Below are 25,450 nucleotides of genomic sequence, written 5' to 3'. Positions count from 1 at the left end.
GGCCCTACCGGTTCGGCGCGAAAGTGAGGTCGAAATGGATCTGGGTTTGAAGGGCAGGGCGGCATTTGTGGCTGCGGCAAGCAAGGGCCTCGGCTTCGCCGTGGCTCGTGGATTGGCCGCCGAGGGCGCTCGAGTCGCTATATGCGCGCGCACCACGGATGAGGTGAACGCGGCCGCGGCGCAGATCGCCCGCGAAACCGGCGCCGAAACGCTTGCGTTGACCGCGGATGTGACGCGAGAGGAAGAGATCACCCGCGCTGTCGAGCTGGCAGCCGACCGGTTCGGCGGCTTGCAGATCATGGTGCCGAACAGTGGCGGCCCGCCGGCCGGCGCTTTCGAGACACTGGAGTCCGCCGCATGGGCATCGGCGATAGAGAGTACGCTGCTCTCCACGGTACGCTTAATTCGCAGCGCGCTGCCGCATATGCAGGCTGCCGGCTGGGGCCGGATCGTGGTGATCACGTCCACCTCCGTGCGCCAGCCCATCCCAGGTCTACTGCTTTCCAATACCATCCGTCCGGGTATCGCCGGGCTTTGCAAAACCCTCTCGCAAGAGCTTGCAGAGTACGGAATAACCGTGAACAATGTCGCGCCCGGCAGCTTTGATACCGACCGTATCAAGCACCTGCTGGAGCGCCGATCAGCCGCCGCCGGATCGACGATGGATGAGGCGCGCCGGGAGATGGAACGCCGGATACCCCTCGGCCGCCTCGGGCGCCCCGAAGAGCTGGCGAACGCCGTGGTGTTTCTGGCCTCGGAGGCGGCCGCCTATGTTACGGGTCAGACCTGGTTTGTGGATGGTGGCCAAACCGTGGGTCTATAACGGGTCGTTGGTGCCGCCGCGGGCGTTCAGATCGTAGATGGATGTGCCCTGCCCACATCTCATGGCCTAAACGACCCGGCACGCCTCTTCAAACTCCAGCCTCGGCTGGCGCGGAAAGAGCCTGGCTGCGTCGCCCCGTCCCAGGTTGCACACGAAGTTCACTTTCCACTTGCCGTCGGGAAAGAACTCCGCATTCAGTTGCTCGGCATTGAAGCCGCTCATCGGCCCGCAATCCACGCCAAGCGCCCGTGCGGCCATTATGAAGTACGCACCCTGCAGGCTGCTGTTCCGGAATGCCGTCTCGTGAATCAGCGGTTCGTTGCCGACATAGATCGACCGTGCATCGCTATACGGGTTCAGTTTCGGTAGCTGCTCGTAGAACTCCACATCGTACGCAATAATCGCCACGGCGGCGGCTGTGCGGCTCTTCTCGCGATTGCCTTCCGCCAGCACGGGCAGCAGGCGCTCCTTTGCTTCCGGCGTGGTTACAAACAGGAACCGCGCGGGGCAGCAGTTGCCGCTGGTTGGGCCAAGCCGGGCGAGGTTGTAAATCTCGCGTAACAGCGCCTCATCAAGCGGGATCGGCTGCCACTGCCGGTGCGTGCGTGCGTTCCGGAATAGCTGATCCAGCGCTTGAGCGTCGATCGGCCGGCGCAAACTCGTTTCCAAATCAGGCATGGTTTCGCTCCCCGTAGCAGTCATGGGCTCCGCCGCGCCTGTGGGTGATCGGCGAGGCTCCGAACATCATACAACGAAACAGCCTCCGCTTTAATTGCTAGTCCAGCCGTGAGGTATAGTGCAGGTAGGAGCCGTGGCCGACGCAGCGACACCTATTTGCCCGATTATCGCCGGCCGGCGATTGTTGATTCTGGTCGGTGACGCTGCCGGCCGTTCCGCTGGAGACATAGGCCCATGGGAATGATGTACGGGCCGATGCGCAGCCCAGGTAAACCCATCACGCGCGAGACGGTCACCAGAATCGCGCGTCTCTTTTTGCCGTACAAAGCGGCCGTCATCTGGACGGCCGCTGCCGTGCTGGGTTCGGCTGGCCTTGGACTGCTTCCACCGCTCTACCTGCGGCTCATCGTCAATCGGGGCCTGCTTGGCCACAACCTGCATGTGGTCACTCTCTTCACTCTGTACACGCTGGCCGCCACCATCGGAACCACGGCGCTCAGCCTGGGCTACGGCTACCTCAGCGTGGTGGTTGGTCAACGCATCATGCGAGATATGCGCGACCGGCTCTACGACCATCTGCAGGGTATGTCGCTCCGCTTCTTCACCAACACGCGAACCGGCGAGATACAGTCGCGGCTGGTTAGCGATGTTGGTGGGGTGCAGTCGGTGGTCAGCGATACAGCCGCATCGGTGCTCTCCAACGTGACCACCGTGCTCTCAACGCTGGTCGTGATGGTCTACATGGATTGGCGCCTGACCCTGCTCTCGGTGGGCATCCTGCCGGTCTTCGCGGTGATCGGGGCAAGGGTGGGAGGATACGCCCGCTCGGTTCGCGGCAACGTACAGAGCCAGCTGGCTGCTCTCAACGCCACGATGCAGGAGACGCTTTCGGTGTCGGGGATGCTTCTCAGCAAAACCAGTGGCCGCCGCCGCACCGCACAGAGCCACTTTGCCGTTGAGAATGAGGCCCTGACCCGGTCTCAGGTGCAGATGGCGATGATCATGCGAGGCTTTTTCAACCTCATCGGCCTCACCTTCTCGATCACGCCTGCGCTGGTCTACTGGCTGGCCGGGTACCTCATCGTCCACGGCTCCGGCGCCCTCAGCCTCGGCACCATCGTGGCGTTTACTGCCCTCCAGTCTCGCCTCTTCTTTCCACTCACCAACCTCCTTAACACACAGGTGGACGTCACCAGCGCCGTGGCCCTGTTCGACCGCATCTTTGAGTATCTGGACCTGAAGCAGGACATCGTCGATGCACCCGATGCCGTGAGCGTGGATGCCGCAAAGGCGCGTGGTGACGTGTCGTTTGAGCACGTCACCTTCCGCTATTCGGATGATCAGGACGAGCCGACGCTTGCCGATATCAGCTTTGAAGCGCGGCCCGGCAGCCTCGTCGCACTGGTTGGCCACTCCGGCGCCGGCAAGACCACGCTGACCTACCTGATTCCTCGGCTGTACGACGTGGAGAGCGGGTCGGTGCGAGTCGACGGTGTGGATGTGCGGCAATTGCGCCAGGATTCACTCGCCGGGCTCATTGGTGTGGTGACGCAGGAGACGTACCTCGTGCACGACACGGTCTCCGAAAACCTGCGCTATGGCAAGCCGGACGCCACCCGCGAGGAGCTGGAAGCCGCCGCACGCGCCGCGGCGATACACGACCATATCATGACGCTGCCGGAGCAGTACGATACGGTTGTGGGAGAACGTGGCTATAAGCTCTCCGGTGGCGAGAAGCAGCGCATCGCCATCGCCCGCGCGATCCTAAAAAACCCACGCATCCTCATCCTCGATGAAGCGACCTCGGCACTGGATACACAGTCGGAGCGGCTCATTCAGAATGCTCTCGCCGGTCTTATGGAAGGGCGCACCACCTTCGCCATTGCGCACCGGCTAAGCACGATTCTGGCCGCCGATCTGATTCTGGTTATGGAAGCGGGGCGCGTTATAGAGCGTGGCACTCATGCCGAGCTTATCGAGCGTCGCGGCGCATACGCGGCGCTCTACGCGGTTCAGTTTGAAGATCCGTAAGTCGGGCCCGTGCGTGTCGGCAGGGCCGGTAATGGGTGAGACCGGGGGACAGGAAGATTCCCGGTAGCGCTCCGTATGGCCCCGGGGACCGCGGGCATCCTGCCCGCAACCGTCCGTAAGGCCTGCGCCGGGATGACACGTTTCACGCCGCTCCGTATGGCCCTGGGACCGCGGGCATCTTGCCCGCAACGGTCCGTAAGGCCTGCGCCGGGATGACACGTATCACGGCGCTCCGTATGGCCTCGGGGGCCGCGGGCATCCTGCCCGCAACGGTCCGTAAGGCCTGCGCCGGGATGACACGTATCACGCCGCTCCGTATGGCGCTGGGACCGCGGGCATCCTGCCCGCAACGGTCCGTAAGGCCTGCGCCGGGATGACACGTATCACGGCGCTCAGTATGGCCCTGGGGGCCGCGGGCATCCTGCCCTCCACGGTCCGTAAGGCCTGCGCCGGGATGACACGTATCACGCCGCTCCGTATGGCCCTGGGACCGCGGGCATCCTGCCCGCAACGGTAGGTAAGGCCTGCGCCGGGATGACACGTATCACGGCGCTCAGTATGGCCCTGGGGGCCGCGGGCATCCTGCCCTCCACGGTCCGTAAGGCCTGCGCCGGGATGACACGTATCACGGCGCTCCGTATGGCCTCGGGGGCCGCGGGCATCCTGCCCGCAACCGTCCGTAAGGCCTGCGCCGGGATGACACGTATCACGCCGCTCCGTACGGCCCTGGGACCGCGTGGATCCTGCCCGCAACCGTCCGTAAGGCCTGCGCCGGGATGACACGTATCACGCCGCTCCGTATGGCCCCGGGGACCGTCGCAGACTCCATGCAATTGCGGGCAGGATGCCCGCGGTCCCAGGACCGTCCCAGAATCCACGGATTGAAAGTGCTGTCGGCTCGTCGCCTGACATTCCGGTCGTGTCAAGCGCCATTAAGTCGTGCGCTTCCAAACGGCCAATCAATCGGATCTGCACAGAGGGCGGCCTTCACCGGGTTCGCTGCGATGTAAAAGACGGCGGCGGTAAAATGCGTATCGTCGCGAATCGCACGATCGTAGTATTCCGACTGCCAGAACTGCCCGCAAGCCCCGACAATGCGGTTCGCCTTGTTTGCCGTATAGGACTTCCACGCGTGAACGATTCCGGACAAGGTGTTGGCACCGAGGGGAGTTACCAGAACGTGTACGTGGTTTGGCATCACAGTCCATGCGTGCAGCCGATAGCGGTCACCGTCGAAGTAGAGTAACGCTCCCTCAACGATCTGCGCGACTTCCGGCTGGCGCAGCCAGCAAGCACCGTAACCTGAATCGAGCACTCTCTCGGTGCGTTTGCGGCGTTCGAGTTCGATCTGGGACGCGGGCAGATCCGCGAGTCGCGCCGCCATTGCGGCGACAATCCGTCGGGGAAGGCTGTCAGCCAGGCGGAAAACGATATGCTGCGCTACCTCACCGGCCTCGAAATGTGGAAGGTAGCCGCGGGAGTGCCACACCGGCTCTGATGCTGACGCGAACCGCGCTGCTGCGCGTTCCACCCCACCGGTATGCTCGCTCGGTTGCACTTGCAATCACCCCCAGTTGCGCGCATGGTACCCCCGTTTTACAGGGGCACCAACGGGATGGTTGCAGAATCCAGGCCGTTGCGGGCAGGATGCCCGCGGTCCCAGTACCGTCCCAAGGTGGTGCCAGGACGGTGCCGTTGCCGCCGTTACCTGTATATCCCCGCGTGTTCGATCGCGGCAACCACCAGTCCGGCTGACGAGCCATAGTTGGCGTTGACAAAGCTGTTTGTGCTCGGGTTGACCCACTCATACGGTGCGCCCTCTGCCCGTCGTGCCGCGACGAACCCGGCATACTCGTGCAACAGTCGTGCGGCAGCTGCCGGATCCACGGTGTGCATCGCAACCACCAGCCAGCCGGTAGGCGTCGCCCAGTATCCGCCATTCTGGTAGGCCCCGGGACCGGAACTCGCGCTCTCCCAGTCACCGCCGAGCGGGCCCGTGCGCGGAAGCTGACGGACCTGGCCATCTTCGCAGATTTCGCCGCCGAGATAGAGGTCGACGAGGTGGCGCGCCACGGCGCGGCTCTCCGCGGCCGGAAGAGTGCCGAGCCATACGGCGAACGCCGAAGCCCACACGTCGTCCTTTCGTCCGATGCCGGTGGCCGACAGCAGCAGCGCCCTTCCGTCGCCCGTCGGCTGGTAAAACGTGCTGCGGATACTCCGCCGAATCAACGCGGCCGCGGCGCGAAAGCGCTGCGCCTCACGGCGCTTGCCGATACCATCGAACAGATTTGCCATCCGATTGGCCGCCTGCCAGCGCAGGAGTGAGGGCATCAGGCATTCGCCGGACTTTGTGATCGAGTCGCAAAAGCCCCAATCGACGCGGCGCGTAGTGGGTGTGTTGCCGCATGTTACCAGGCCACTGCCGCCGTCTATGGCCACCGAGTCGAATGCGTGCGCGCACACCGTGTCCAGCGGCTGTTCGCCCCAGGGTGTGGCCACTTCAGTGCGAAAAGCTTCCGGCGAGCGCGACAGGCGAACATACTCGTTTACGATCTGGATGAAATAGTATGCGTCGTCTGCCGGCGGCAGGTAGCCGTAGTTTCCCACACCCTGGTCGGTGTAGGCGCCGGGAAACCAGCAGGCCGCGCCGCCAAACGTAATGTGATCGGGAATGCTGTAGGCCGGCACGCTCAGCCCGTGCGGAAACGTAAGACCACCGGCGCCGGGCTGTATCGCGGCAATCACCCGGATCCAGCCGTTCAGCTCAGCTGCATCAACAAATCCCGCCCCGGTCATCATGGCGGCGTCTCGAATCCAGAATGCCGGATAGGTGGTGAGAGTGCCGCCTGGAGCCCGGAGCGTAGTGCCGGTGGTGTTCACTCCACCGCCGGTAACCGCCGCGCCGGGGCGCACGATGGCGGCGCTCGTTACCTGGCGTGCGGCACTCCGCAAGTACGCGAGATCGGCGGACGGCCCTTTCGGAGGCGGCATGGAGGTGTGGAGAGCGGAGCAAGGCAGCAGCGAGACGAGCAGGAGTACGACGGCGATCGGCATCGCCCGAATGTTACCCCGGTCGCCGCTCCCCGCGCGCCGTCCGGATGGAGGTAAATCCTCACCGGCCGTCCAAACAGCGGGCGTAGGGCTAAACAATCCCATGTTGACACCGTCTGAATTAAGCACGCTTCGTGCCTTTATGGATTGCCTTATTCCGGCAGATGATTGGCCGTCGGCCTGGCGGAATGGGGTTGGCCAATACCTGATGCGGCAGTTCGCCGGCCCGCTGCGCCACATGCTGCCGGCCTACCGGTCCGCGCTTGCCGAACTGGATGCCGAGTCGGTGGCACGATTCAGCTGCCCGTTCGCCGATTGCGGCTCCGAGCGGCAGCTGGAGCTGCTGGTGGCGATCGCGGCGGGCGAAGCCTGCCCGGAAACGCGGAACCTGCTGCCGGCCGCCGCCTCCCATGCCGCGGAAGGTTACTATGCGGATCCCGGAAACGGCGGTAATCCCGAAATGACGTCATGGCGCATGGTTGGCTATCTCTTACCGGGCGAGATCTCGGCGCCTTGACCGGCCTGTCGCGCGCCGCCGATGCGGCGCCAGAGCCCATCCAGGCTGAGTATGACTGTATTGTGATTGGCGCGGGCGCCGGCGGCGGTATCGTGGCCTGCCTGATGGCCGAAGCTGGACATCGCACGCTGCTCGTGGAGCGCGGTTCGCATGTGGCGCCAGATCCCGATGGCGGCGACCATCTCCGCAACCAGCGCCTCTCTCTGTACGGCGTCAATGCCGGCCCGTCCCTGGCTGAGAACCCCCGCGTGGATGCAACCGGGTCGGCTCCGCGCACGGTGCTCGCTACCGATGGCGCGTGGAACAACAACGCATCCTGCGTCGGCGGCGGCACGCGCGTCTACGGCGCCCAGGCATGGCGGTTTCATCCTAAAGACTTCCGGATGGCTTCCGAGTACGGTGTGCCGGATGGCAGTTCATTGGCAGACTGGCCGATAACCTACGGTGACCTGGCGCCGCACTACGAGCGTGTCGAGTGGGAGTTGGGCGTTGCGGGCGACACATCGTCGTACGGATACACCGGATCGGGTTCGCGCGGCTACCCAATGCCACCGTTTCCAGTGACCGGGAGCGGAGTTCCCCTGGCGCGCGGCGCAGCGTCGCTTGGCTGGGAGACGCTGCCGCCACCCATGCTGATGAACACAATCCCCTACGGCGGCCGCAATGCCTGCATCCACTGCCGGCACTGCGTGGGCTTTCCATGTCCGGTCGACGCCAAAAACGGCGTCCACAGCACCATGATTCCTCGCGGACTGGCTACGGGACTGCTGCAGCTTGCCACCGGCGCGGTTGTTCGGGAGATCGTAACGGATGGCAAGGGGGAAGTTACCGGTGTGGCGCTGCTCGAAGAGGCTTACACGGGGGCGAACTTGCGCTCCGTGCGTGCCCGCACGGTTGTTGTTGCGGCTGGAGCCATTGAAACCGCACGCCTGCTGCTCAATTCGCGCTCGTCGATGCACCCAGACGGTTTGGGCAATGCGTCGGGTCACGTCGGGCGAAACCTGCAGGGCCACTACTATCCTTCGGCTCGCGGGCTTATGGAGGAGCCATGCTGGGACGGGGTAGGGCCCGGCCCCTGCATTGCAACATGCCGGTTCAACCACGGCAATCCCGGCGTTATTGGCGGCGCGATGCTGTGCAACGACTTCATCGAGTTGCCGATCATCTTCTGGCGAAATGGGCTGCCGCCCGATGTGCCCCGCTGGGGCATTGAGAACAAGCGGTGGATGCGCGAGAACTACCGGCGCACCCTGCAGGTTACGGGACCGGTGCAGGAGATTCCCAGTCCCAACGCGCGCGTGGAGCTTGACGGCTCCGTGCGTGATCGGTGGGGCATCCCCGTTGCCCGGCTGAGCGGTAGAACCCATCCGGAAACCGTAAAGACGGCAGCGGCGATCTGGGAGCGCTGCTGCGAGTGGCTGCGCGCCAGCGGCGCCTCCCGAATATGGGGCGGCCCGCCAGGGCTTGGCCTCAGTGGCGGCCAGCATCAGGCCGGCACGTGCCGAATGGGCCGTGATCCCCGCTCCTCGGTGACCGATTCCTTCGGTCGCGTACACGGCCACCAGAACCTCTTCATCGCCGATGCCTCGCTCCACGTGACCAACGGCGGCTTCAACCCGGTGCTCACAGTGATGGCGATGGCCTTCCGCATCGGCGGCTTTGTGGCCGCACTTTAACCACTGCAAGCTCCACCCGGTGTAGCGGGGAGAGTCACTGCCGAACCGATTGGCGTCACGGTCCACAGGTTCGCAGCGGAGCGTACGAAACAAGGTGTCGCAACGGGCGCTCCGCGGCGTTAAGGCAGTATGAGGCAGCAACTAGCTGAGACCGCACAAGCCAACCGCGGCGCCAGTCGTGCTGTAACATGAGTTCTACTCCGGCAAATTGCAACAATTCGCCGGCATGTGTCTCCCTGTGTTCAACGGCGCGCGATAGTCACCGTGCTATGCGCACATGCCCATAGCTGGACATCAGGTCGCGGTCCGGATGCAATGTCAGCCGGGAGGCCCTGATGGCGCCTAGGATCCGCCCGAGTTCACGCCAGGGACGGCCACGCGCGATGCGGGCGATGGCGCTATTGTGCGTGGGCCTCGCGCTGCTCGTGCTCCTCGGCGCACGCATCTATAATGCCGCTATGGTAGCGCGTACGAACGAGGCCGTCGCCAGCAGCATGCAGGCGGCCGGCATCATGCGAAAGCCAGACTACCTTCGCTGGCTCGCCATTAACGATCAAGTCGATACCACGCACACCATAACCGACAGCGACCTTGCTTTCCTGCTTGGCCTTATCAACCGGCCACTGCAGTCAGGTGAGAACGCTCTGATTACTGTCGATGCTATTGCACCGCTTATGAGTCTGACGCACGGCACCGGGCGCGCGCTCTTACGGCCGTTGTGCCGCTTCTATCGCGCGACGACCCAACAGACAGCAGGTACGGAATCGTCAAGTCGTCCGCGGCCCGTGTCTGTCAATATCTCAAGGCACGTCGCGCAGTCCCCGCTCTTGTACAGCTGTTGAACGATAGGCGCGATGTCGTCCGCTTATGCGCAAGGCGCGCACTGACAGCAATGGGATACCACCCATGAAAGACAAGTCCCAGCGGAGAGCCTTTACGCTGGTTGAGATGCTGGTTGTCATCGGCATTGTCAGCGTGCTGGACTCCATTCTGTTCCCGGTATTTGCCCGTGCGCGGAATGCGGCGCGCACCAGCGCATGCCTCTCGAACCTGCATCAGATCGGCCTCGGTGTGGCGATGTACACGGCAGATTACGATGAACGGTATTCATGGGCGGTGGATCCCTTCATCCAGCTCGACGCCAGTGACTGGGCAGACTTTCCAGCTTATCAATCGGCCATACCCGTGCTGCCCATGATACAGGTGGCGCTGGCGCCATATACCCGCAGCCGCGAGGTTTTCCACTGTCCCTCCGGCACGGGCGCGCCATCGCTCTTTCCAGGCTCAGACGAGGTAACTCCCTTCGTAACCTCCAGCTATTCGGCTTTTGGCACCAGCTACTACTACAACAGCCTGCTTGCGGCGGAGCAGCAGACTGTGGAGTCACTGCCCAACCCGGCCCAAACCGCAACGCTTTTCGACGGCGCCGGCAGCTGGCACGGTGATCTGGAAGTGCCATTGCGGCGATACAATATCGTGTTCGCCGATAACCACGCCAAAAACCTGAGCCGTGCTGAAGCGGCGGGCGTAGGCGTGAGCCACCCGATCCCAGGTTACCCGTGATCGTGAAACGATGGGCAGGATCGGCATGTTTGCTCGCTGCGGTGGCCATGCTTGCAGCGGCCATTGCCTGGGCAGCCCAGGTGACGCCGGTGTCAACGACGCAGGACGCAGCTTGCGCCCAGTGCTCGATTCGCTGACGACATCGCGCAAATGCGGCAATGGCTGAACTGATTGCCGGCGTTGACGGCCAGAGGCTGCCGCTGGTTAATGCCGGTCCACGTACGCATTGACTGAAGGGGTTGGCGATGGGAGCGACCGCGATTGAGCTGCGGAGGGTGCGCGAGACCGGGTACCGCGCAGCGCGGGCATTGGGCATCCACGAGGATGACGCACAGGATGTCGCGTCCAGCTTCTTGCTGCGGTGGATGGCGGCGGCGGAGCGTGAAGCGCCACTCTCAAGCTCCCTGGATGGCGGCTGGCTCTACAAGTCTGCGCGGAACCACGCCCGCGATTGGCTAAGACACGAACGCAGAGTCCACCGCTCGCAGGACGGTTTGGCAGCGGATTGCCCGCCGTGCCGCGCTGGCGCTGATGAGGACCCTTGCGCCGCGACCGCCTTGCTGCATATGGCGCGCGCGGCTCTACTGGAGGCTTTGGCCGAACTGCATCCGCAAGAGCGGGCACTCGTGATCGGTCACTGCCAGGATGGCCACACGGTTCGCGAACTGGCGGCGCAGACAGGAACCACGCAAAAAGCTGCCGAGCAGCGAATACGCCGCGCCAGAGCCAGGGTCCGCGTCTACCTGGCGGCGCATGGCTGGTCGCAGTTTGAGATGCTTGGCGTGGCGAACGACGAGGATTAGCCCGGTCGTTGCCCCACATGGTGCGTTAAACGCCGGCGAAAACGTGCGTACTGCTTCTGCCGGTCGTAGACAAGGATCAGGTTTGTGAGCGGACGCCGCGGCGTGATCAGGTAGCTGCCGCGGTAGTAGAACGCCAGCGATGCGCCACCATCCAGCTCGATGGCGTTACGGCAGCCAAGCGCCTTCATCACCATCGCCATCCGTGGCAGCGAGATTTTGTCGCGGGTGGCGGCAAAAACGAGCCGGTTGTCTGAGGTAAGTCCAACAGCCGCGCGCGTGGCCGGCGACAGCAGCTGGTGATCGTGGAATCCCTCCCGTCCGGCGTTAACTCCGGCTCGACCGGAGCGCACCAGCCTGGGACCGCTGCAGCAGACGAAGTCGTAATCACCCCAGTACACACGCCCGTTGCGAATGTACGGGCCGCCAAACTCGCACCGGTTGTCGTCCGTCAGGCAGAGCCCGGTACCGTAGCCGCCGTGGTGCACCAGCTGGCCGTCGACCACCAGAGAACCCAGTACTACCCGCGTTTTAGGGTCGAAGTAGGTGCCGGTGACGGCAAACGCCGGGTGCGTGCGGCGCACCATGCTGCCGAAGCCCTCGGCGCTGCCGCTGCCGCCGGCTGCCGTCATTCCCGTAACGCGAACATGTTGGTCGTTGAGGTCAACAGCAACCACCATGAGTGGTACACCGGCCGCGACGGTGCGATACGATCGCAGCGGAGCCGCCATGGCAGCATGGCACACGATGGCGAAACCAAACACGGTCGCCAACCGGCGCAAGTAAGGGAATGGCATCAGGAGGTACTTCGCGACGACAGACGGCTGCAGACTCACCGACGGGGTAGCGAGCTTCCTGTTCGCCACGGGCAGCCGGTTTTCCTCTGCTTCTAATCCGCGGCGCCCGCGATGGAACCGGCTGGAGATGCCGATCGTATACCCTAGAGGGGTATAATCATCGCCATGCCCGTAATCGATCAGACAAAGAGGGATGTGCTGAACCGGCTCAGCCGAGTTGAGGGACAGGTTCGAGGGGTAAAGCGCCTTGTGGAGAATGAGGCCTACTGCGTGGAGGTGCTGACGCAGATCTCTGCGATCCATGAAGCCCTCCGCGCAGCAGGCAAGGTGATAATGCGCAACCACCTGGAGACCTGCGTCACGGACGCGCTTCGCCGCGGCGACCCCGTTGAGGCTGAGCGGATCCACCGCGAAATGATGGACGTTATCTACAAGTTTGCCAAATGAGGCGCGGCCATGACGAGTACCGTTTCCAGTGACACTTCGGCGGCTGCTGCATGCACGCTTACCGTAACCGGAATGCATTGCGCGTCGTGTGTGGCGCACGTGGAAAAGGCTCTGCGAGGCGTGCCCGGCGTTGAGGACGCTAACGTCAATCTGATGACCGGAAGCGCCGTGGTTCGTGCCGGAGCGGCCACGCCGCAAGCCAGTTTGATCGAGGCGATTGAAGCCGCCGGCTATCACGCGACGATTGCGGAACCCGGGACTCCCGAGCAGATGCCCGGTATGGAGCACGATGAGACGAGCGGCGCCGTGCGCCGGATTCTGGTGGCCGCGGTACTTACAGCGGCGGTGTTGATCATGGATATGGGTGGCCACTTGGGTCTGTTCCCCATTCGCACGATGAACGCGCCGTGGTGGAACTGGCTGCAGCTGGCGTTCACCACGCCGGTCGTGTTCGGCGCCGGCAGCGGGTTCTTTACGGGTGCATGGGCGGCTCTAAAGAGTCGAACCACGAATATGAACACGCTTATCGCGCTTGGTACGTTTGCCGCGTGGGCGTGGTCGGCGGCCGTTACCGTTGCACCCCACTACGTGGCGGCGCACGGCGGCTCCGGCGGCGCGTATTTCGAAACCGCGGCAGTGATCATCACGCTGATCCTCACCGGCCAGTTGATGGAGGCCAGGTCGCGCGGCCGCGCCAGGCACACGATGCAGGCGCTTCTGGATTTGCGGCCGCGGGAAGCGATTCTGGTTACGGATGGCGGAGATGTTACGATAGCGGGAACCGCCATTACGGTCGGAGCCCGGCTGCGTGTCAAGCCGGGCAGCCAGGTGCCGACGGATGGCAAGGTTACTGCCGGCGAGTCCTGGGTGGACGAGAGCATGCTGACCGGCGAGAGCGAGCCGGCTCACAAGGTGGAGGGCAGCCTGGTGACCGGCGGCACGCTGAACCGCGATGGCACGTTTGAAATGACGGCTACGGCAGTTGGATCTCAGACTGCCCTCGCCCGCATCGCTCAGCTGGTTCAGGAAGCCCAGGCGTCACGCGCCCCCATACAGCGAATGGCAGATCGGGTGACGGCTATCTTTGTGCCTGCGGTTCTGGCGGCGGCAGTGCTCACATTTGCCGGCTGGTTCCTGTTTGGCCCCGATCCGCGCCTGGGCCACGCCGTCACGGCGGCAGTTGCCGTGTTGATCATCGCCTGTCCGTGCGCCCTGGGAATCGCCACGCCAACCTCGATCATGGTGGGATCCGCCACTGCCGCGCGCATGGGCGTTCTGTTCAAGAGTGCGCCGGCTCTCGAACGTCTCTCCGCGGTTCGATGCGTGGTGATGGACAAGACCGGAACGCTCACCGAGGGCCGGCCGGTTGTCCAGAATATCAAGGTGGCGGATGGCTGGACCGAGGTGGATGCCCTGGCAGCCGCAGCCGCGGTGGAGCAGGGCAGTGAACACCCCGTAGCCAGAGCGATCGTGGATGCTGCCAATTCTCGTGCCGTCAGGGCGCCGGATGTATCGCAGTTCCTCGCAGTACCGGGCCGTGGCGCCCGGGCGATCGTCGCCGGACGCCGCGTGATTGCCGGGTCACCCGCATTGATCAAGGAGGCGCGAGCCGTTATCCCGCAGGAGCTGCAGACTGAGATCGAGGAGCTTGAAACGCGCGCGAACACGCCGGTGCTGCTGGCGGTGAATGGATCGGTTGTCGCCGCCATCGGCATTGCCGACGCCGTCAAGCCGTCGGCAGCCGGAGCGGTGGCGCGACTCAAGCGATTGGGCCTTGAGGTGGTGATGATCACCGGAGATCGTGCCGCGGTGGCGAATGCCGCGGCCACGGAGGTCGGCATCCGGCAGGTGGTGGCCGAGACACTGCCGGCGAACAAGGCCTCAGAAATCAACCGCCTCAAGAAGGAGTTCGGCGTGGTCGCCATGGTGGGAGACGGCGTCAACGACGCTCCCGCTCTGGCCTCCGCGGATGTAGGTATCGCAATTGCCGCTGGAACAGATATTGCTATCGAGGCAGCAGATGTCATCCTGACCGGCAGCGACCTGAACGGTGTGGTTGACGCCATCCTGCTGTCGCGCGCGACCATGCGCAATATACGTCAGAACCTCACCTTTGCGTTCGGCTACAACACACTTGGCATACCCATGGCTGCCGGCCTGTTCTACCTTCTCAGTGGCGTCGTGTTTTCACCTATCGTCTCCAGCGTAGCGATGGCGCTGAGCGATATCAGCGTGGTTGGTAACGCGCTTCGGTTGGCGAGATACAAGCGGCAGACAGCGTGATGTGGCTGCGCCGCGCTCGATCTTCGGGTGATGGTGTCTCCCATAGGTCTCAGTTGCCGTAGTTGTCCCATCTCCGCTCTGCGCGACCGGCTTGTCGCGGAGCCTGAGCCTCCGAATGGGACCAATGGACCGTATGTGACATATGCAGCATGGCTGGGTTACGCCCAGGTGTGAGGCACAAAACGCCTCATGCTCGGCTGCCGGTGTGCGGGTGCGCGCCGCGTAAAGGTCCACTTGCCGCTTCTGTACCCCCGGGCACCGTGGTAACACTTCAGGCCGGGTGCATGTGTAACAACTAGTATCTATCGCCTGTGTGCCCTTCAGCCGCACAAAGGAAGGATTTTGCGGCATCGGTATCGAATGTACCGCCGGGTTTTTCGTGCCCCTTCCCTTGTCCTCGTAGTTTTTGGTTCCGCTGAGCCGCAGGAGATTTCGCGCATGAAGCAGTTACTTTGCCTTGTACTCGTTTGCTGGTCGGCCGCCGGTTCGCAGGTCGTGCTGCGCGCTCAAACCGGGTCAACGGGGGGACACACGGTTTGGACGCGCGGCCTGGACCTCGCGAGTATGGACCGATCGGTGGATCCCGTTAAAGACCTGTATGGATTTGCAAACGGCAACTGGCTGAAAACCACGACAATCCCGCCGGACCAGGCCTCATGGGGCAACTTCAATGGCCTCTACTTGCGGAACATGAACTTGCTGCACCAGATCGTTACCGACGCGGCAGCCGACAAAACCGCGGCGCCCGGCAGCGCGATCCAGAAGGTGGGTGACCTCTACGCCAGCGGTATGGATCGTGCCGCGATCGATGCGGCCGGATACAGGCCGATCCAGCCGGAACTGGATGATATCGCGAAAATCTACGACGCTACAGGCGTGCTGGACACCATCGCGAAGCTGCAGATGGAAGGCGTCGGAGCCGCATTCAGCGCCGGCGCGCGCGGCCTGCCAACCGATGCCAACAAGACGATCTTCGGTTGGGACGAGGGCGGCTTGGGGCTGCCCAACCGCGACTTCTACCTCAGCAAGAATCCGCGGATGGCCCGCATCCGCGCTGCGTACGTTCAGCATGTAGCCACCATGCTCGGCCTCATCGGCGAGCCGGCCGATCAGGCGGCAGCCGATGCTCAGACGGTGATGCGGATGGAGACGGCCATGGCTAAGTCAGCCATGGAGCGAGCAAAGCGGCGAAACCCGTATGCCACCCTGCATGTGATGACCCTGGCCCAGATCAATGCGCTGACGCCGGGGATTGATTGGCAGCGGTACCTCAACGACCTGGGCATGCATACCAACACCCAGGTCAACGTCGGTAATCCGGCCGCGCTGACGGCTGTCGGCAAGATGATTGAAACCACGCCGCCGCCCGATTGGCAGGCCTATCTTCGCTGGCACGTTGTCGCCCGCGCTGCGCCGTATCTCAGCCAACCCTTTGTGGCGGCCGACTTCGCCTTCACCGGCAAGCAGCTGAGAGGTATTCCAGTCAACCAGCCGCGCTGGCGCCGCATCGTGGCCGTAACCAACAGGATGCTCGGAGAGGCGCTCGGCCGCCTCTACGTTGCGCGGGCATTCCCGCCTGCCGCGCGTGAGCGTTCGCTGATGATGGTGCGGAACCTGCGCGCTGTGCTGCGTGGGCGCCTTGCCTCGGTAGCCTGGATGAGCGCCGCAACGCATAAGCAGGCGCTCCACAAGGTAGATGCAATCGCGATAAATGTGGGATATCCGTCGAAGTGGCGGAAATATGCTGGGCTGCCGATTGTGCGCAGCTCGTTCTTCGCCAACATTCAGCAGGGCGCCGAATATGGCTTCCGTCGCAGCCTTTCGCGAATCGGCAAACCGCGGAACCGGAACGAATGGGGAATGTCGCCGCCAACCGTGAATGCCTACTACTCTCCGCGCGATAACAGCATCAACTTCCCGGCCGGCATTCTGCAGCCTCCATTCTTCGATACCGCGGCGGACGATGCCGTCAACTACGGACGCATCGGAATGGTGATCGGCCACGAAATGACGCACGGATTCGATGACCAGGGCCGCCGTTTTGATGCCTCCGGCAACCTCAAAGAGTGGTGGACAAAGGCCGACGCGGCGGCTTACAAGGAGCGGAGCAACCTCATCGTAAAGCAGTACAGCGCCTATGTGCCGATAGGGACGCTGCACATCAACGGCGCATTGACGTTGGGTGAGAACACGGCGGATATCGGCGGCATGCGGATCGCCTGGACGGCATTCCAGTTAGCCGAGAAGGCGCATCCGGAACCGGCGAAGATTGATGGCTTTACACCGGATCAGCGCTTTTTCATTGCATACGCCCAGTTGTGGCGCGAGAAGATGCGCGACCAAAGCCTGCGCCTGCAGATCAACACCGATCCGCACTCTCCAGCCGAATATCGCGTTATCGGTCCGACCTCGCTTATGCCCGAGTTCTACCAGGCGTTCGGTCAGCCCGTGCCCGACTGGGTGACGCAGCGCCAGAAGATGATGATCTGGTAGGCGCGCCGGCGCCGTGAACGCCGGTGAATACCACATGTGAGCAGGCCAAATTGCGCCCTGCGCGCAGCAGGCAGGCGCTGCTAGATCGCCGGGTGCTGCCGGTGGAAGCTGGTATGCTTCTGCCAGGCCATCGCGATCGAGAGGATCGTCTGCTCGGCGAATGGCTTGCCGATGATCTCCAGGCCCAGCGGCAGGTGCTCATTGGCGGTAAAGCCCATGGGCACGGAGATAGACGGCCAGCCGGCAAGGTTGCCCGGCCCGCCGTTTCCGCCCCAGGGAACATCCAGGGTGTTCATGTTGGCGTTGGCCGGTATCGCCGGGGTCAGCAGCGTGGGAGCGATGAGCGCGTCAAACCGCGTCCAGAGGGTGTTCAGCGCCTTTAGGGCTTGCGTCCGGATCCGGAGCGCGCGTAGGTAATCGGCCGCCGGCATCGCGAGGCCGGACAGCAGCCCGGCCTGCTGCGAAGGATCGGCGAGCAGCGCCAGTTTTTCGCTGCGTATCAGGTTTTCAAATGCGGCGGATCCCTCGGCCGTCACAATGGCATTGGCGGCCGCATCGTACGGTATTCCAGCCGGATACTTTGCAGGAGCCGTATGGAATCCCAGGCCCCGGAAAACAGCCACGGCGGCGTCAAAAAGCCGCTTGGCGTCTGGTGATTTACGGTAATTCTGCGGCAGGATTCCCAGCCTTACCGGCCGAGCCGCCGATGATGTTGCGGCTCGCGCCCGGAAGGCGAACTTTCCCGGCGCGCTGGTGGCGTCGTTCGGATCGTGGCCGCCGATGATCGCCAGCACATGGCCGCAGTCTTCGGCGGAGCGGCACAGCGCGCCAACCTTGTCCATCGTCCAGCAGAGCGCCATGGCGCCGTGCCGGCTCACTCGCGCATAGGTGGGCCGCAGGCCCGAAACGCCACAGAACGCAGCGGGAACGGTGATGCTGCCCCATGTCTCGGTGCCAAGGGCGAAGCCAACCGCGCCGGCGCCGACGGCTGCGCCGGAGCCGGAGGAGGATCCGCCCGACCACCGATCGGCATTCCAGGGGCAAAGGCCCGGGCCGGTGATGGAAGCGCCGGGCGTTTCGTAACCGCCGCCGCCCGCGAGCTCCACCATGGCCAGTTTGGCCACCAGCACGGCGCCGGCCTCGCGCAGCCGCTTCACCACGGTGGCATCGTACGGAAAAACCTGGTCGCTGTGCGCCGGCGAACCCCAGCGCGTTGGAATACCCGCGGTGGCGAACAGGTCCTTCACGCCAAACGGAACGCCGTGCAGCGGGCTGCGGAACCGTTTGTGAGCTGCCTCGGCGTCGGCAGCTTTCGCCTGTTTCATTGCAAGGTCGGCGGTCAGTTCGGCAACGGCGTTCAAGCGGCGCCCCTCATGCTCCAGTCGCGAGAGGTAGAGGCGAGTCAACTCCACGGAGGTCACCTCGCCGGCGCGGATGCGGGCGCCGAGTTCGGTGGCCGAAAGAAACCACACGTCCCGGTCCGGTATCTGTTTACGCATGGCTTCGCTCCGCGAAAAAAACGGTCGCCGGTTCGCTGCCGCCATCATCCAGGTGATACTTGCGCATTGCCGCCGCGGTACCGTCTATCTGCTTCAACTGGTCGGCGATACCGCTGTTTTGCGCCTCGGTGCCGGAAGCGCCACGTTCCGATATCAGCCACGCAATGCGCCCATCCACCGGCGGTTTGGCCGGTTCAGCCGGCGTTTGCGCTGCTGCCGGAACGGCCAGCCCCGCAGCGGCGCCGGCTAGTATCGTTGAGAATTCACGGCGAGTCATGGCAGCCTTCCGTTTCACTCTGTGGTCCTCCAGGCAAGCGAGATGGTGGGCGGCGCCACCGATCACCCATCGCCAAGTTGCGTCAAGCATGGGGACGGCCGCCGTGGTATAATTCCTCACCGGGCGAGCCTATTATAGCCTCTTCCCCTTTGCCCCGCAACAACGCGTGCGAGCAGCCCGGAACGAATCCCCCACGGTTTTGGAGACTTGAGCGATGTGCGCGCTTCGCGCCGGGTAGGCGCACGCAGGAGGTGCAGGAATGTTGAAAGCGGGCAACTGGTTGCGGCGAGCCTCGCTATGGACCGGCATCATCGGGATTGCCGGCGCCTCGTTTTCCGGCTGCGGCGGCGGCGGCGGCGCGGTGGTTCCTCCACCGCCCGCCGGCCGCGCCGCATGCGCAACCAATGCACACCAGGCTGGCCGCGCCAAATGGACGGTGCTTATCTACATGAACGCCGCTAACGACCTGCAGCCATACAGTCTGCTGAACATGGGTCAGATTGCATCCGTCGGCTCAGATGCCAACGTGAATATCGTTGTACAGTGGAAACAGGCCGCTGCGGGAACCTGTTCCGACCCGGGTTGTGGAAACGCCTCGTTTGTGGGCACCCGCCGCTACTTCATCAAACAGCACAACGCCACCGATGTGCAGGCCATTGAAAACGGAAACACCACGGTTTTGGACCCCGATCGGCTTGCCGATCCCAGCACCAATGGGAAATCCTACAATCCGAACGATGCCGGGCTGCCGGCGGACCAGTCGGATATGGGCGCCTACCAGGTGCTTTCCGATTTTGTGCATTGGGGCGTCTCCAACTATCCGGCCGATAACGTTATGCTCCTGATTTGGGACCATGGCTCCGGATGGCGGCCGGCATACCGCAGCGCGTACCGGCATATCACGTCGCCAAAGGCCAATGCCGTCTCGCAGGACAACGAAACCAACTGGGAGATTGAGACGTGGGAGCTTCCGCTGGCTTTGCAAAACCTGGCGCAGCCCCTCGACATGATCGTCTTCGATGCATCTTTGGAAGGCATGGTGGAGGTCGCCTACGAACTGCGCAATAGCGCCCGCGTGATGGTCGGCTCCGAAGAGAGCCCGCCCGGGCCGGGATACCCCTACGACAAGTGGCTGACCGATCTGAAGGCCGATGCCGCCAATCCGTGCGCCGTGGGTACCAGCATCGTCAAGGAGTTTGTGAACAACCCGCCATACTCATCGGCGACCGACATCACGCAATCGGTGATCGATCTGTCGAAGATGCAGGCAGTCGGTCAAGCCATGGAGACGTTCGGTAAAGCCCTTACGCTGCACAACAGCGTCGAGGCCACTCTCTACGGCGCCGCCCGTGATAATGCGCAGGCCTACGATTACCATGATAACAAGGACCTTTACAACTATATCAGCCTGATCCTCAATGGGGTGGGCACCGGTGGAGGAAGCGTGCCCGGCACGGCGTTTTCCGATGTGAAACAGGCCGGCGTGAATCTCCAGGCGGCGCTTACGGGCCAGACCGGCGCCGTCATCACGGCAGCCCACGGCAGTACGGGCCAGGCCAACTCTAACGGTCTGGCGGTCTACGTACCACAGCCCGGGAACTATCTGACCTCTTACGGCCAACTCGCGCTATCGCAGCCTGGAAACGCGCCGGATTGGGCGGGGTTCCTGCAGCAGCAGACAAAGTAGCGCCGGCGGAGCTGCTCTTACGCGGCGTGTGCCAGCGCGCCGATTCCGTAGGTGATTCCACCGGAGATGAAGCCGATCAGCGTCATCTCCAATCCGCTCCATACCCATGAGCGGGCGGTCACCACGCTCTTCGCGGCGCCAACAACGAAGTGGGCCGCCATACCGACGATGGCGGCCGCCACCAGCGCCGGCATGCCGTGTGTGAACATGAAGGGCAGAACGGGGATCGTACCGCCGATCGCGGTGGATACCAGAGCTGAAACCGCGCTGATCCACGGATTTGGAAAGTGTCGTTCGCTGAGTCCCAGCTCTTCCTGGGCCATCGTTTTCAGAAACTGGTCCGGCTGCTGCGCGATGCGCTCCGCCATCGCCGTTGCGTCAGCTTCGTCAAGCCCCTTCAACTGCAGGAGCAGGCCCAGCTCCTCCTTTTCGTGCTCCGGCGAGTCGACGATTTCCGCCTTCTCGCGCATCAGCTCGGCCTCATAAACCTCGCGTTCCGACTTGCCGGCCATGTAGGCGCTGGAACCCATCGACAGCGCGGAAGCCAGCATCCCGAACATGCCGGCTACCAGCACCACATGCCGACCGCCGGCGTAACCCGCCATACCACTGACGATTCCGAATACCGCGCCCAGCCCGTCGTTGATGCCGTAGATCGAGTCGCCGATCCAGCTGCCGGTGTTTACATGCCACTTCTCCGCCTTCAACAGCGCCTCAAGGCGCGTTTTGGGCTCTACCGGCGGCTTGAGCCCGTGCAGTAAAGCGGCGTGGTGCTTCTCTTCCTCCTCAATCGTGTTGAATAGCGTATGCGACTCGGCATCCTCCGCCAGCGCTGCGGCGTGCCTGGCAAACTGCGCCATGTTCTTCTCTTCCTCAGCTTCCATCCGGCGCAGCATCGCGTCGGCTCCCAGTGTGCGCGTCATCATCCGCTGTGCCGCGGTAGCCGGGCCAATCGGCGGGGGAGGCGCGCCTCCGAGAGCGACAATTCGCTCGGAGAAGCGGCGGGCATGGTCCTCCTCAGCCTCTGCCAGCCGGATAAATATGTGAGCGCGCCGCTCCTCCTTCTGCTGCTCGGCTAAAAGTCGGTAGCACTGCGCGGCTTCCGCTTCTCGGTCGTAAGCGGCGCGCAGCGCCGAGATAACGCGGCTCTCAGCCAACGCGCTGCCCTCCTGCGGAAGCGCCGATCAAGGCAGTATCTCCAGCGGCACGAAAGAAGGCATCAGCTTCTTGATGCCGACATCCGGAAACGCAACGTCTACAGCAACCTCGCTCCCCTCGGCGCCGACCGCCACCACTACACCTTTTCCGAACACGGCATGGCGCACCCGCTGGCCAAGCCGGTATGGAGAATCGGGCGTCACGTTCGTGCGAACGGTTCGCACCGGCGCCCAGTCCAGCTCGCTTACTTCCACAGGCTCGCGGCGCCGGGGCTCAGGAAGTGGCGTGCGGTTCCGCGTCCCGCGGGAGCCAAACAGTTCTGCCGGAATCTCGTCAAGAAAGCGCGAGGGCCGCATGTACTGGATTCCGCCGTACAAAGCCCGGCGGCACGCCCAGCTAAGCACAAGCTCATCGCGCGCCCGCGTGATGCCTACATAGCAAAGTCGCCGCTCCTCCTCCAGTTCCGCAGCGCCGCCCTCCAGCGAGCGCATGTGCGGAAACACGCCTTCTTCCAGACCAGAAAGAAAGACGACCGGGAACTCCAGGCCCTTCGCGGAGTGCAGGGTCATCAGAGTGACGGCCTCGGACGACTCTTCCATTGTGTCCACATCGGCAACCAGGCTAACCTGTTCCAGGAACAGGTCCAGGCTGGCATTCTCGGTCTGCTGCTCAAACTGCGCCGTCACGGCAAGCAGTTCGTTCAGGTTTTCCAGCCGGTTGAAACCCTCCTCGGAGCCACCCTCGCTCAGAGAATCGCGATAGCCACTGTGCTGCAGCAGAGAGACCGTGAGTTCGGTGACGGTCAGTTCTTCGCGCCGGCTGCCGACCAGCGCCATCATCTCCAGAAAGCTGCCCACAGCGCGGCGCGTTCGATTTGCCACATCGCCGCTTGTCGCCATCTGCTCCAATGCGCTCCACAGCGTTATGCCCTGCTCGGCGGCAAGCCTCTCGGCCGTCCCGACGGTGGTGTTGCCGATCCCCCTCGGCGGCTCGTTGACAATACGTTTCAGGCTCACGCTGTCGGCCGGGTTGCGGAGTACGCGGAGATAGGCAATGATGTCGCGGATCTCCTTCCGGTCGTAAAAGCGCAGCCCGCCGACGATGCGGTATGGAATCGACCAGTTGCGCATCGCTTCTTCCAACACTCGGCTCTGCGCGTTGGTGCGATACAGCACGGCGAACTCGTTCAGGCTGCGGCGGTTTGGACCGCTGTCGGCCGAGATGAGCCGAACGATACCAACCGCTTCTTCCTGGTCGTTGTCGGCGTCAATCCGCGTCAGCGGCTTTCCACCCTCGGCAGCCGTCCAGAGCCTTTTAGCCCGGCGCGATGGGTTTCTTTCCACCACGGCGTTGGCGGCGTTCAGGATGATACTGGTGGAGCGGTAGTTCTGCTCCAGCTTCACCACATGGGCGTCCGGATAGTCTTCCTCAAACTGCAGGATCAACCGGACGTCGGCGCCGCGGAAGCGGTAGATCGATTGATCATCGTCCCCGACCACGCAAAGATTGCGGTGCGTTTCGGCGAGTCGCCGTATCAGCCGGTACTGCGCCGCGTTCACATCCTGAAACTCGTCGACCAGAACGCTCTGAAATCGGCCTTGCATGGCGTCGCGAACCACCTGCGAGCGCTCGATCACCTGCACCATCATCATCAGCAGATCGTCGAAATCGAGTGCGTCGTTGAGCGCCAGCGATTCCTGGTAGGCCGTGTACGCGCGCGCGCACTGCTCTTCAAAATAGTCCGACGCAAGGCCGGCGAACGCTTCCGGAGTGAGCAGGTTCTCCTTCGCACGGCTGATGCGTGAGAGCACCGCGCGCGGCGCGATATGCTCGGTGTTCACGTTAAGCTCGGCCAGGCAGTGCTTCATCAGCGCCATCTGGTCGGTATCGTCGTAGATGGTGAAGTTGCGGCTTACTCCGGCGTAGTCCGCAAACTCCCGCAGCCATCGCGCGCACATCGAATGAAACGTGCCGGCCGCGATGGATCGCGCCGTGAGGCTGCCGGTAAGCCCTTCAATCCGCCCTCGCATTTCACGCGCTGCCTTGTTGGTGAACGTAACGGCTACGATCGATCTCGGTGGCAGCGCACGCTCGGCAACCAGCCATGCCACCCGATGCGTAAGAACCCGCGTTTTGCCGCTGCCGGCGCCCGCGAAAATGAGCAGCGGTCCATCACCCCACGTGACGGCTTCACGCTGGCGCTCGTTCAGGCCTTCGAGAAGCCGGTGATCCTCCCGGCGCATCGATACGCCTGTCAAAGCAGCGATCGGAGGATCAGGCCGCTCCACAGCTTCGGATAGAAGAAGGTGGATTTCTGCGGCATCTTGTCGCCCGCTGCGGCCACGTCGCGGACCTCCTCCACGCTCGGCTGCGGCAGAAGAAATGCCAGCTGCCATTCGCCGGCGGCAACCCACTCCGCCGCCTGTACGGCGTCACGCGTGTAGGCAACTTCGGTTGTGGCCGCCAAATCCTTCCAGCGGATACCCAGGCTGTGATCCAAAACCAGCGTCTGCAGCACCGAGACATCCAGTCGGCGCCATGCCTCGCAATGGCCCGCCTCGGCCAGCGTCTCCATCTCGGCCCGGTCTCGCAGCGCCAGGCCGTACCGGCGTGGCGTGCCGGCGCCCGCCAGCATCACAAACCGACCCTCTCCACCGCGCCCCGCCAGGAAACTCTCCGGATCGACATCGCGCGTGACCGAGAACCACTTGCCGAGCAGATTCAACAGGCCGGGCATGTGCGCGGCAGCCATGGCGCCGCGCAGAACCATCCGGTGCGTGGGCAGCACCACAATCCCCGGGTCTTCAAAGGCTGTGAGGCCGATCAGTATCTGCGAACTGCTGCCGCCGGTGGCGCGTCCCGCGGCACGCTGCCGCTCCTCATACGCAAGCGCGGTTTCGTAACGGTGGTGGCCGTCGGCAATCCAAACGCGACGGGGCGCAAACAGGGCGACGATCTCCCGGCACAAAGTCTCATCGGCGTGGCGCCAGACGGTGTGCTCACCGCACGTTTCGGCGTCGCCGGGCGCACCCAGTTGCAGCAGTGGCGCGGCTGAGCGGGTGGCCCCATCCAGTGCCGCCGCGACATCGCCGGCGGCATCCTCATACAGGCCGTAGATCGGTTCCGGGTTGGACTGTGTGGCCGTCATGAGCATCAGCCGGTCGGCCTTCGCCTTCGAGTGGGTCTCTTCGTGCGGCAGAACCACGCCGGCAGAGTAGGGCTGAAGCTCCAGGGTGCACAGCAGCGTCCGGCGCTCATGGACCTTGGCGGGTGCGATCGGATCGTTGAAGCGCTGTACGTATTCGTAAAGCGCCGGCTGCGTGTCGCGTCGCAGAATCTGCTCGTCCAACTCCGTGCGCAGCCAGGCTCCAGCCCGGTCATACCGCGCGTGCTCCGAATCTCCCGGCTCGGCGCGGTTCAGGATCAGCCGAATGATGTTGTGCGGGCTCCTGTCGTACAGAGCCTCCTGCTCGGCGGGCGAGATCACGTCGTAAGGAGGCGCCGCGACCTGAGCCAGGTCGACGCGCTCCCCATCGAAGTGGATGCCGCAAAACGGACGAACGACCGCCATAGACACTCCTTTCAGAATCCTGCCGCCGGGTGTCGGCAAGTATACCCGCGGCGACCGCCTGCCTCCCCGGGTATGCTCGAACGGCAGTTTAACCGAGAC

20 protein-coding genes are annotated in these 25,450 nt (G+C 63.6%); 11 read left to right on the top strand and 9 right to left on the bottom strand.

All coding sequences use genetic code 11. The features are described 5' to 3' along the window. Positions 1 to 34 precede the first annotated feature (34 nt). Positions 35 to 823 (top strand): SDR family oxidoreductase, encoded by a 789-nt coding sequence (locus KGJ62_10460; GenBank protein ID MDE2127001.1) that lies wholly within the window; start codon positions 35 to 37, stop codon positions 821 to 823. Between the two features lie 66 nt (positions 824 to 889). Here KGJ62_10460 and KGJ62_10455 read toward each other — a convergent pair whose 3' ends face one another. Continuing rightward, the gene (locus tag KGJ62_10455) at positions 890 to 1,501 is read right to left on the bottom strand and encodes a malonic semialdehyde reductase (protein ID MDE2127000.1); all 612 of its coding nucleotides are present in this window, start codon (positions 1,499 to 1,501) and stop codon (positions 890 to 892) included. 234 nt (positions 1,502 to 1,735) lie between these two features. On the opposite strand from KGJ62_10455, the gene KGJ62_10450 reads away from it, so the two are divergent. Next, positions 1,736 to 3,532 (top strand): ABC transporter ATP-binding protein, encoded by a 1,797-nt coding sequence (locus KGJ62_10450; GenBank protein ID MDE2126999.1) that lies wholly within the window; start codon positions 1,736 to 1,738, stop codon positions 3,530 to 3,532. A 922-nt stretch (positions 3,533 to 4,454) separates the two neighbouring features. Here the strand turns inward: KGJ62_10450 and KGJ62_10445 are convergent. Beyond that, the gene (locus KGJ62_10445; GenBank protein ID MDE2126998.1) at positions 4,455 to 5,063 is read right to left on the bottom strand and encodes a transposase; all 609 of its coding nucleotides are present in this window, start codon (positions 5,061 to 5,063) and stop codon (positions 4,455 to 4,457) included. A 173-nt stretch (positions 5,064 to 5,236) separates the two neighbouring features. Beyond that, positions 5,237 to 6,586 carry a hypothetical protein gene (locus KGJ62_10440; GenBank protein ID MDE2126997.1) on the bottom strand — a complete coding sequence of 450 codons (1,350 nt, stop codon included), beginning with the start codon at positions 6,584 to 6,586 and terminating at the stop codon, positions 5,237 to 5,239. A gap of 100 nt (positions 6,587 to 6,686) precedes the next feature. On the opposite strand from KGJ62_10440, the gene KGJ62_10435 reads away from it, so the two are divergent. The 5 genes from KGJ62_10435 to KGJ62_10415 all read left to right on the top strand — a co-directional run bounded on the left by KGJ62_10435 (position 6,687) and on the right by KGJ62_10415 (position 11,142). Beyond that, entirely contained in the window at positions 6,687 to 7,100 is a 414-nt protein-coding gene (locus KGJ62_10435; GenBank protein ID MDE2126996.1) for a gluconate 2-dehydrogenase subunit 3 family protein, read from the top strand. Further along, positions 7,052 to 8,776 (top strand): GMC family oxidoreductase, encoded by a 1,725-nt coding sequence (locus tag KGJ62_10430; protein ID MDE2126995.1) that lies wholly within the window; start codon positions 7,052 to 7,054, stop codon positions 8,774 to 8,776. Before KGJ62_10435 ends, KGJ62_10430 begins: the two co-directional genes overlap by 49 nt. Before the next feature lie 335 nt (positions 8,777 to 9,111). After that, a complete protein-coding gene (locus tag KGJ62_10425) occupies positions 9,112 to 9,618 on the top strand; it encodes a hypothetical protein (GenBank protein MDE2126994.1) in 507 nt (168 codons plus the stop codon). 64 nt (positions 9,619 to 9,682) lie between these two features. Continuing rightward, positions 9,683 to 10,339: a DUF1559 domain-containing protein gene (locus KGJ62_10420; protein ID MDE2126993.1), complete on the top strand. Its 657-nt coding sequence runs from the start codon at positions 9,683 to 9,685 to the stop codon at positions 10,337 to 10,339. Positions 10,340 to 10,584: 245 nt separating this feature from the next. Continuing rightward, a complete protein-coding gene (locus KGJ62_10415) occupies positions 10,585 to 11,142 on the top strand; it encodes a sigma-70 family RNA polymerase sigma factor (protein MDE2126992.1) in 558 nt (185 codons plus the stop codon). Here the strand turns inward: KGJ62_10415 and KGJ62_10410 are convergent. Next, entirely contained in the window at positions 11,139 to 12,005 is an 867-nt protein-coding gene (locus KGJ62_10410) for a phosphodiester glycosidase family protein (GenBank protein ID MDE2126991.1), read from the bottom strand. The two genes, KGJ62_10415 and KGJ62_10410, sit on opposite strands and share 4 nt — an antisense overlap. Before the next feature lie 96 nt (positions 12,006 to 12,101). Here KGJ62_10410 and KGJ62_10405 point away from each other — a divergent pair, with 96 nt between their 5' ends. The 3 genes from KGJ62_10405 to KGJ62_10395 all read left to right on the top strand — a co-directional run bounded on the left by KGJ62_10405 (position 12,102) and on the right by KGJ62_10395 (position 17,159). Next, the gene (locus KGJ62_10405; protein MDE2126990.1) at positions 12,102 to 12,383 is read left to right on the top strand and encodes a metal-sensitive transcriptional regulator; all 282 of its coding nucleotides are present in this window, start codon (positions 12,102 to 12,104) and stop codon (positions 12,381 to 12,383) included. 9 nt (positions 12,384 to 12,392) lie between these two features. After that, complete coding sequence (locus KGJ62_10400) at positions 12,393 to 14,666, top strand: copper-translocating P-type ATPase (protein ID MDE2126989.1); 2,274 nt, start codon at positions 12,393 to 12,395, stop codon at positions 14,664 to 14,666. A gap of 438 nt (positions 14,667 to 15,104) precedes the next feature. Beyond that, positions 15,105 to 17,159 (top strand): M13 family metallopeptidase, encoded by a 2,055-nt coding sequence (locus KGJ62_10395; protein ID MDE2126988.1) that lies wholly within the window; start codon positions 15,105 to 15,107, stop codon positions 17,157 to 17,159. Positions 17,160 to 17,239: 80 nt separating this feature from the next. Here the strand turns inward: KGJ62_10395 and KGJ62_10390 are convergent, their stop codons facing one another. Continuing rightward, positions 17,240 to 18,658: an amidase gene (locus tag KGJ62_10390; protein MDE2126987.1), complete on the bottom strand. Its 1,419-nt coding sequence runs from the start codon at positions 18,656 to 18,658 to the stop codon at positions 17,240 to 17,242. Continuing rightward, positions 18,651 to 19,025: a hypothetical protein gene (locus KGJ62_10385; GenBank protein ID MDE2126986.1), complete on the bottom strand. Its 375-nt coding sequence runs from the start codon at positions 19,023 to 19,025 to the stop codon at positions 18,651 to 18,653. Before KGJ62_10385 ends, KGJ62_10390 begins: the two co-directional genes overlap by 8 nt. Before the next feature lie 169 nt (positions 19,026 to 19,194). Here KGJ62_10385 and KGJ62_10380 point away from each other — a divergent pair, with 169 nt between their 5' ends. Further along, positions 19,195 to 20,622: a hypothetical protein gene (locus tag KGJ62_10380; GenBank protein MDE2126985.1), complete on the top strand. Its 1,428-nt coding sequence runs from the start codon at positions 19,195 to 19,197 to the stop codon at positions 20,620 to 20,622. A gap of 17 nt (positions 20,623 to 20,639) precedes the next feature. Here KGJ62_10380 and KGJ62_10375 read toward each other — a convergent pair whose 3' ends face one another. The 3 genes from KGJ62_10375 to KGJ62_10365 form a co-directional block, all read right to left on the bottom strand. Then, positions 20,640 to 21,482 (bottom strand): VIT1/CCC1 transporter family protein, encoded by an 843-nt coding sequence (locus KGJ62_10375; protein MDE2126984.1) that lies wholly within the window; start codon positions 21,480 to 21,482, stop codon positions 20,640 to 20,642. A 324-nt stretch (positions 21,483 to 21,806) separates the two neighbouring features. Continuing rightward, entirely contained in the window at positions 21,807 to 24,023 is a 2,217-nt protein-coding gene (locus KGJ62_10370; GenBank protein ID MDE2126983.1) for a UvrD-helicase domain-containing protein, read from the bottom strand. An 11-nt stretch (positions 24,024 to 24,034) separates the two neighbouring features. Further along, the gene (locus tag KGJ62_10365; protein MDE2126982.1) at positions 24,035 to 25,351 is read right to left on the bottom strand and encodes a DUF1015 domain-containing protein; all 1,317 of its coding nucleotides are present in this window, start codon (positions 25,349 to 25,351) and stop codon (positions 24,035 to 24,037) included. Between the last annotated feature and the right edge of the window lie 99 nt (positions 25,352 to 25,450).

The sequence above is a fragment of the Armatimonadota bacterium genome, assembly GCA_028871815.1.
Lineage (GTDB): Bacteria > Armatimonadota > Chthonomonadetes > Chthonomonadales > Chthonomonadaceae > REEB205.
The sequence above is the reverse complement of the archived record's forward strand: the minus strand, read 5'-3'. Positions and strand labels throughout refer to the sequence as shown.

Excerpts from the sequence above, each read along its gene's own strand:
- KGJ62_10460 (MDE2127001.1), top strand. The coding sequence starts at position 35 with ATGGATCTGGGTTTGAAGGGCAGGGCGGCATTTGTGGCTGCGGCAAGC.
- KGJ62_10425 (MDE2126994.1), top strand. The coding sequence starts at position 9,112 with ATGGCGCCTAGGATCCGCCCGAGTTCACGCCAGGGACGGCCACGCGCG.
- KGJ62_10380 (MDE2126985.1), top strand. The coding sequence starts at position 19,195 with ATGTTGAAAGCGGGCAACTGGTTGCGGCGAGCCTCGCTATGGACCGGC.
- KGJ62_10450 (MDE2126999.1), top strand. The coding sequence starts at position 1,736 with ATGGGAATGATGTACGGGCCGATGCGCAGCCCAGGTAAACCCATCACG.
- KGJ62_10405 (MDE2126990.1), top strand. The coding sequence starts at position 12,102 with ATGCCCGTAATCGATCAGACAAAGAGGGATGTGCTGAACCGGCTCAGC.
- KGJ62_10430 (MDE2126995.1), top strand. The coding sequence starts at position 7,052 with ATGGCGCATGGTTGGCTATCTCTTACCGGGCGAGATCTCGGCGCCTTG.
- KGJ62_10390 (MDE2126987.1), bottom strand. The coding sequence starts at position 18,658 with ATGCGTAAACAGATACCGGACCGGGACGTGTGGTTTCTTTCGGCCACC.
- KGJ62_10370 (MDE2126983.1), bottom strand. The coding sequence starts at position 24,023 with ATGCGCCGGGAGGATCACCGGCTTCTCGAAGGCCTGAACGAGCGCCAG.
- KGJ62_10415 (MDE2126992.1), top strand. The coding sequence starts at position 10,585 with ATGGGAGCGACCGCGATTGAGCTGCGGAGGGTGCGCGAGACCGGGTAC.
- KGJ62_10400 (MDE2126989.1), top strand. The coding sequence starts at position 12,393 with ATGACGAGTACCGTTTCCAGTGACACTTCGGCGGCTGCTGCATGCACG.
- KGJ62_10420 (MDE2126993.1), top strand. The coding sequence starts at position 9,683 with ATGAAAGACAAGTCCCAGCGGAGAGCCTTTACGCTGGTTGAGATGCTG.
- KGJ62_10385 (MDE2126986.1), bottom strand. The coding sequence starts at position 19,025 with ATGCTTGACGCAACTTGGCGATGGGTGATCGGTGGCGCCGCCCACCAT.
- KGJ62_10455 (MDE2127000.1), bottom strand. The coding sequence starts at position 1,501 with ATGCCTGATTTGGAAACGAGTTTGCGCCGGCCGATCGACGCTCAAGCG.
- KGJ62_10435 (MDE2126996.1), top strand. The coding sequence starts at position 6,687 with ATGTTGACACCGTCTGAATTAAGCACGCTTCGTGCCTTTATGGATTGC.
- KGJ62_10440 (MDE2126997.1), bottom strand. The coding sequence starts at position 6,586 with ATGCCGATCGCCGTCGTACTCCTGCTCGTCTCGCTGCTGCCTTGCTCC.
- KGJ62_10395 (MDE2126988.1), top strand. The coding sequence starts at position 15,105 with ATGAAGCAGTTACTTTGCCTTGTACTCGTTTGCTGGTCGGCCGCCGGT.
- KGJ62_10365 (MDE2126982.1), bottom strand. The coding sequence starts at position 25,351 with ATGGCGGTCGTTCGTCCGTTTTGCGGCATCCACTTCGATGGGGAGCGC.
- KGJ62_10375 (MDE2126984.1), bottom strand. The coding sequence starts at position 21,482 with ATGGCGCAGTTTGCCAGGCACGCCGCAGCGCTGGCGGAGGATGCCGAG.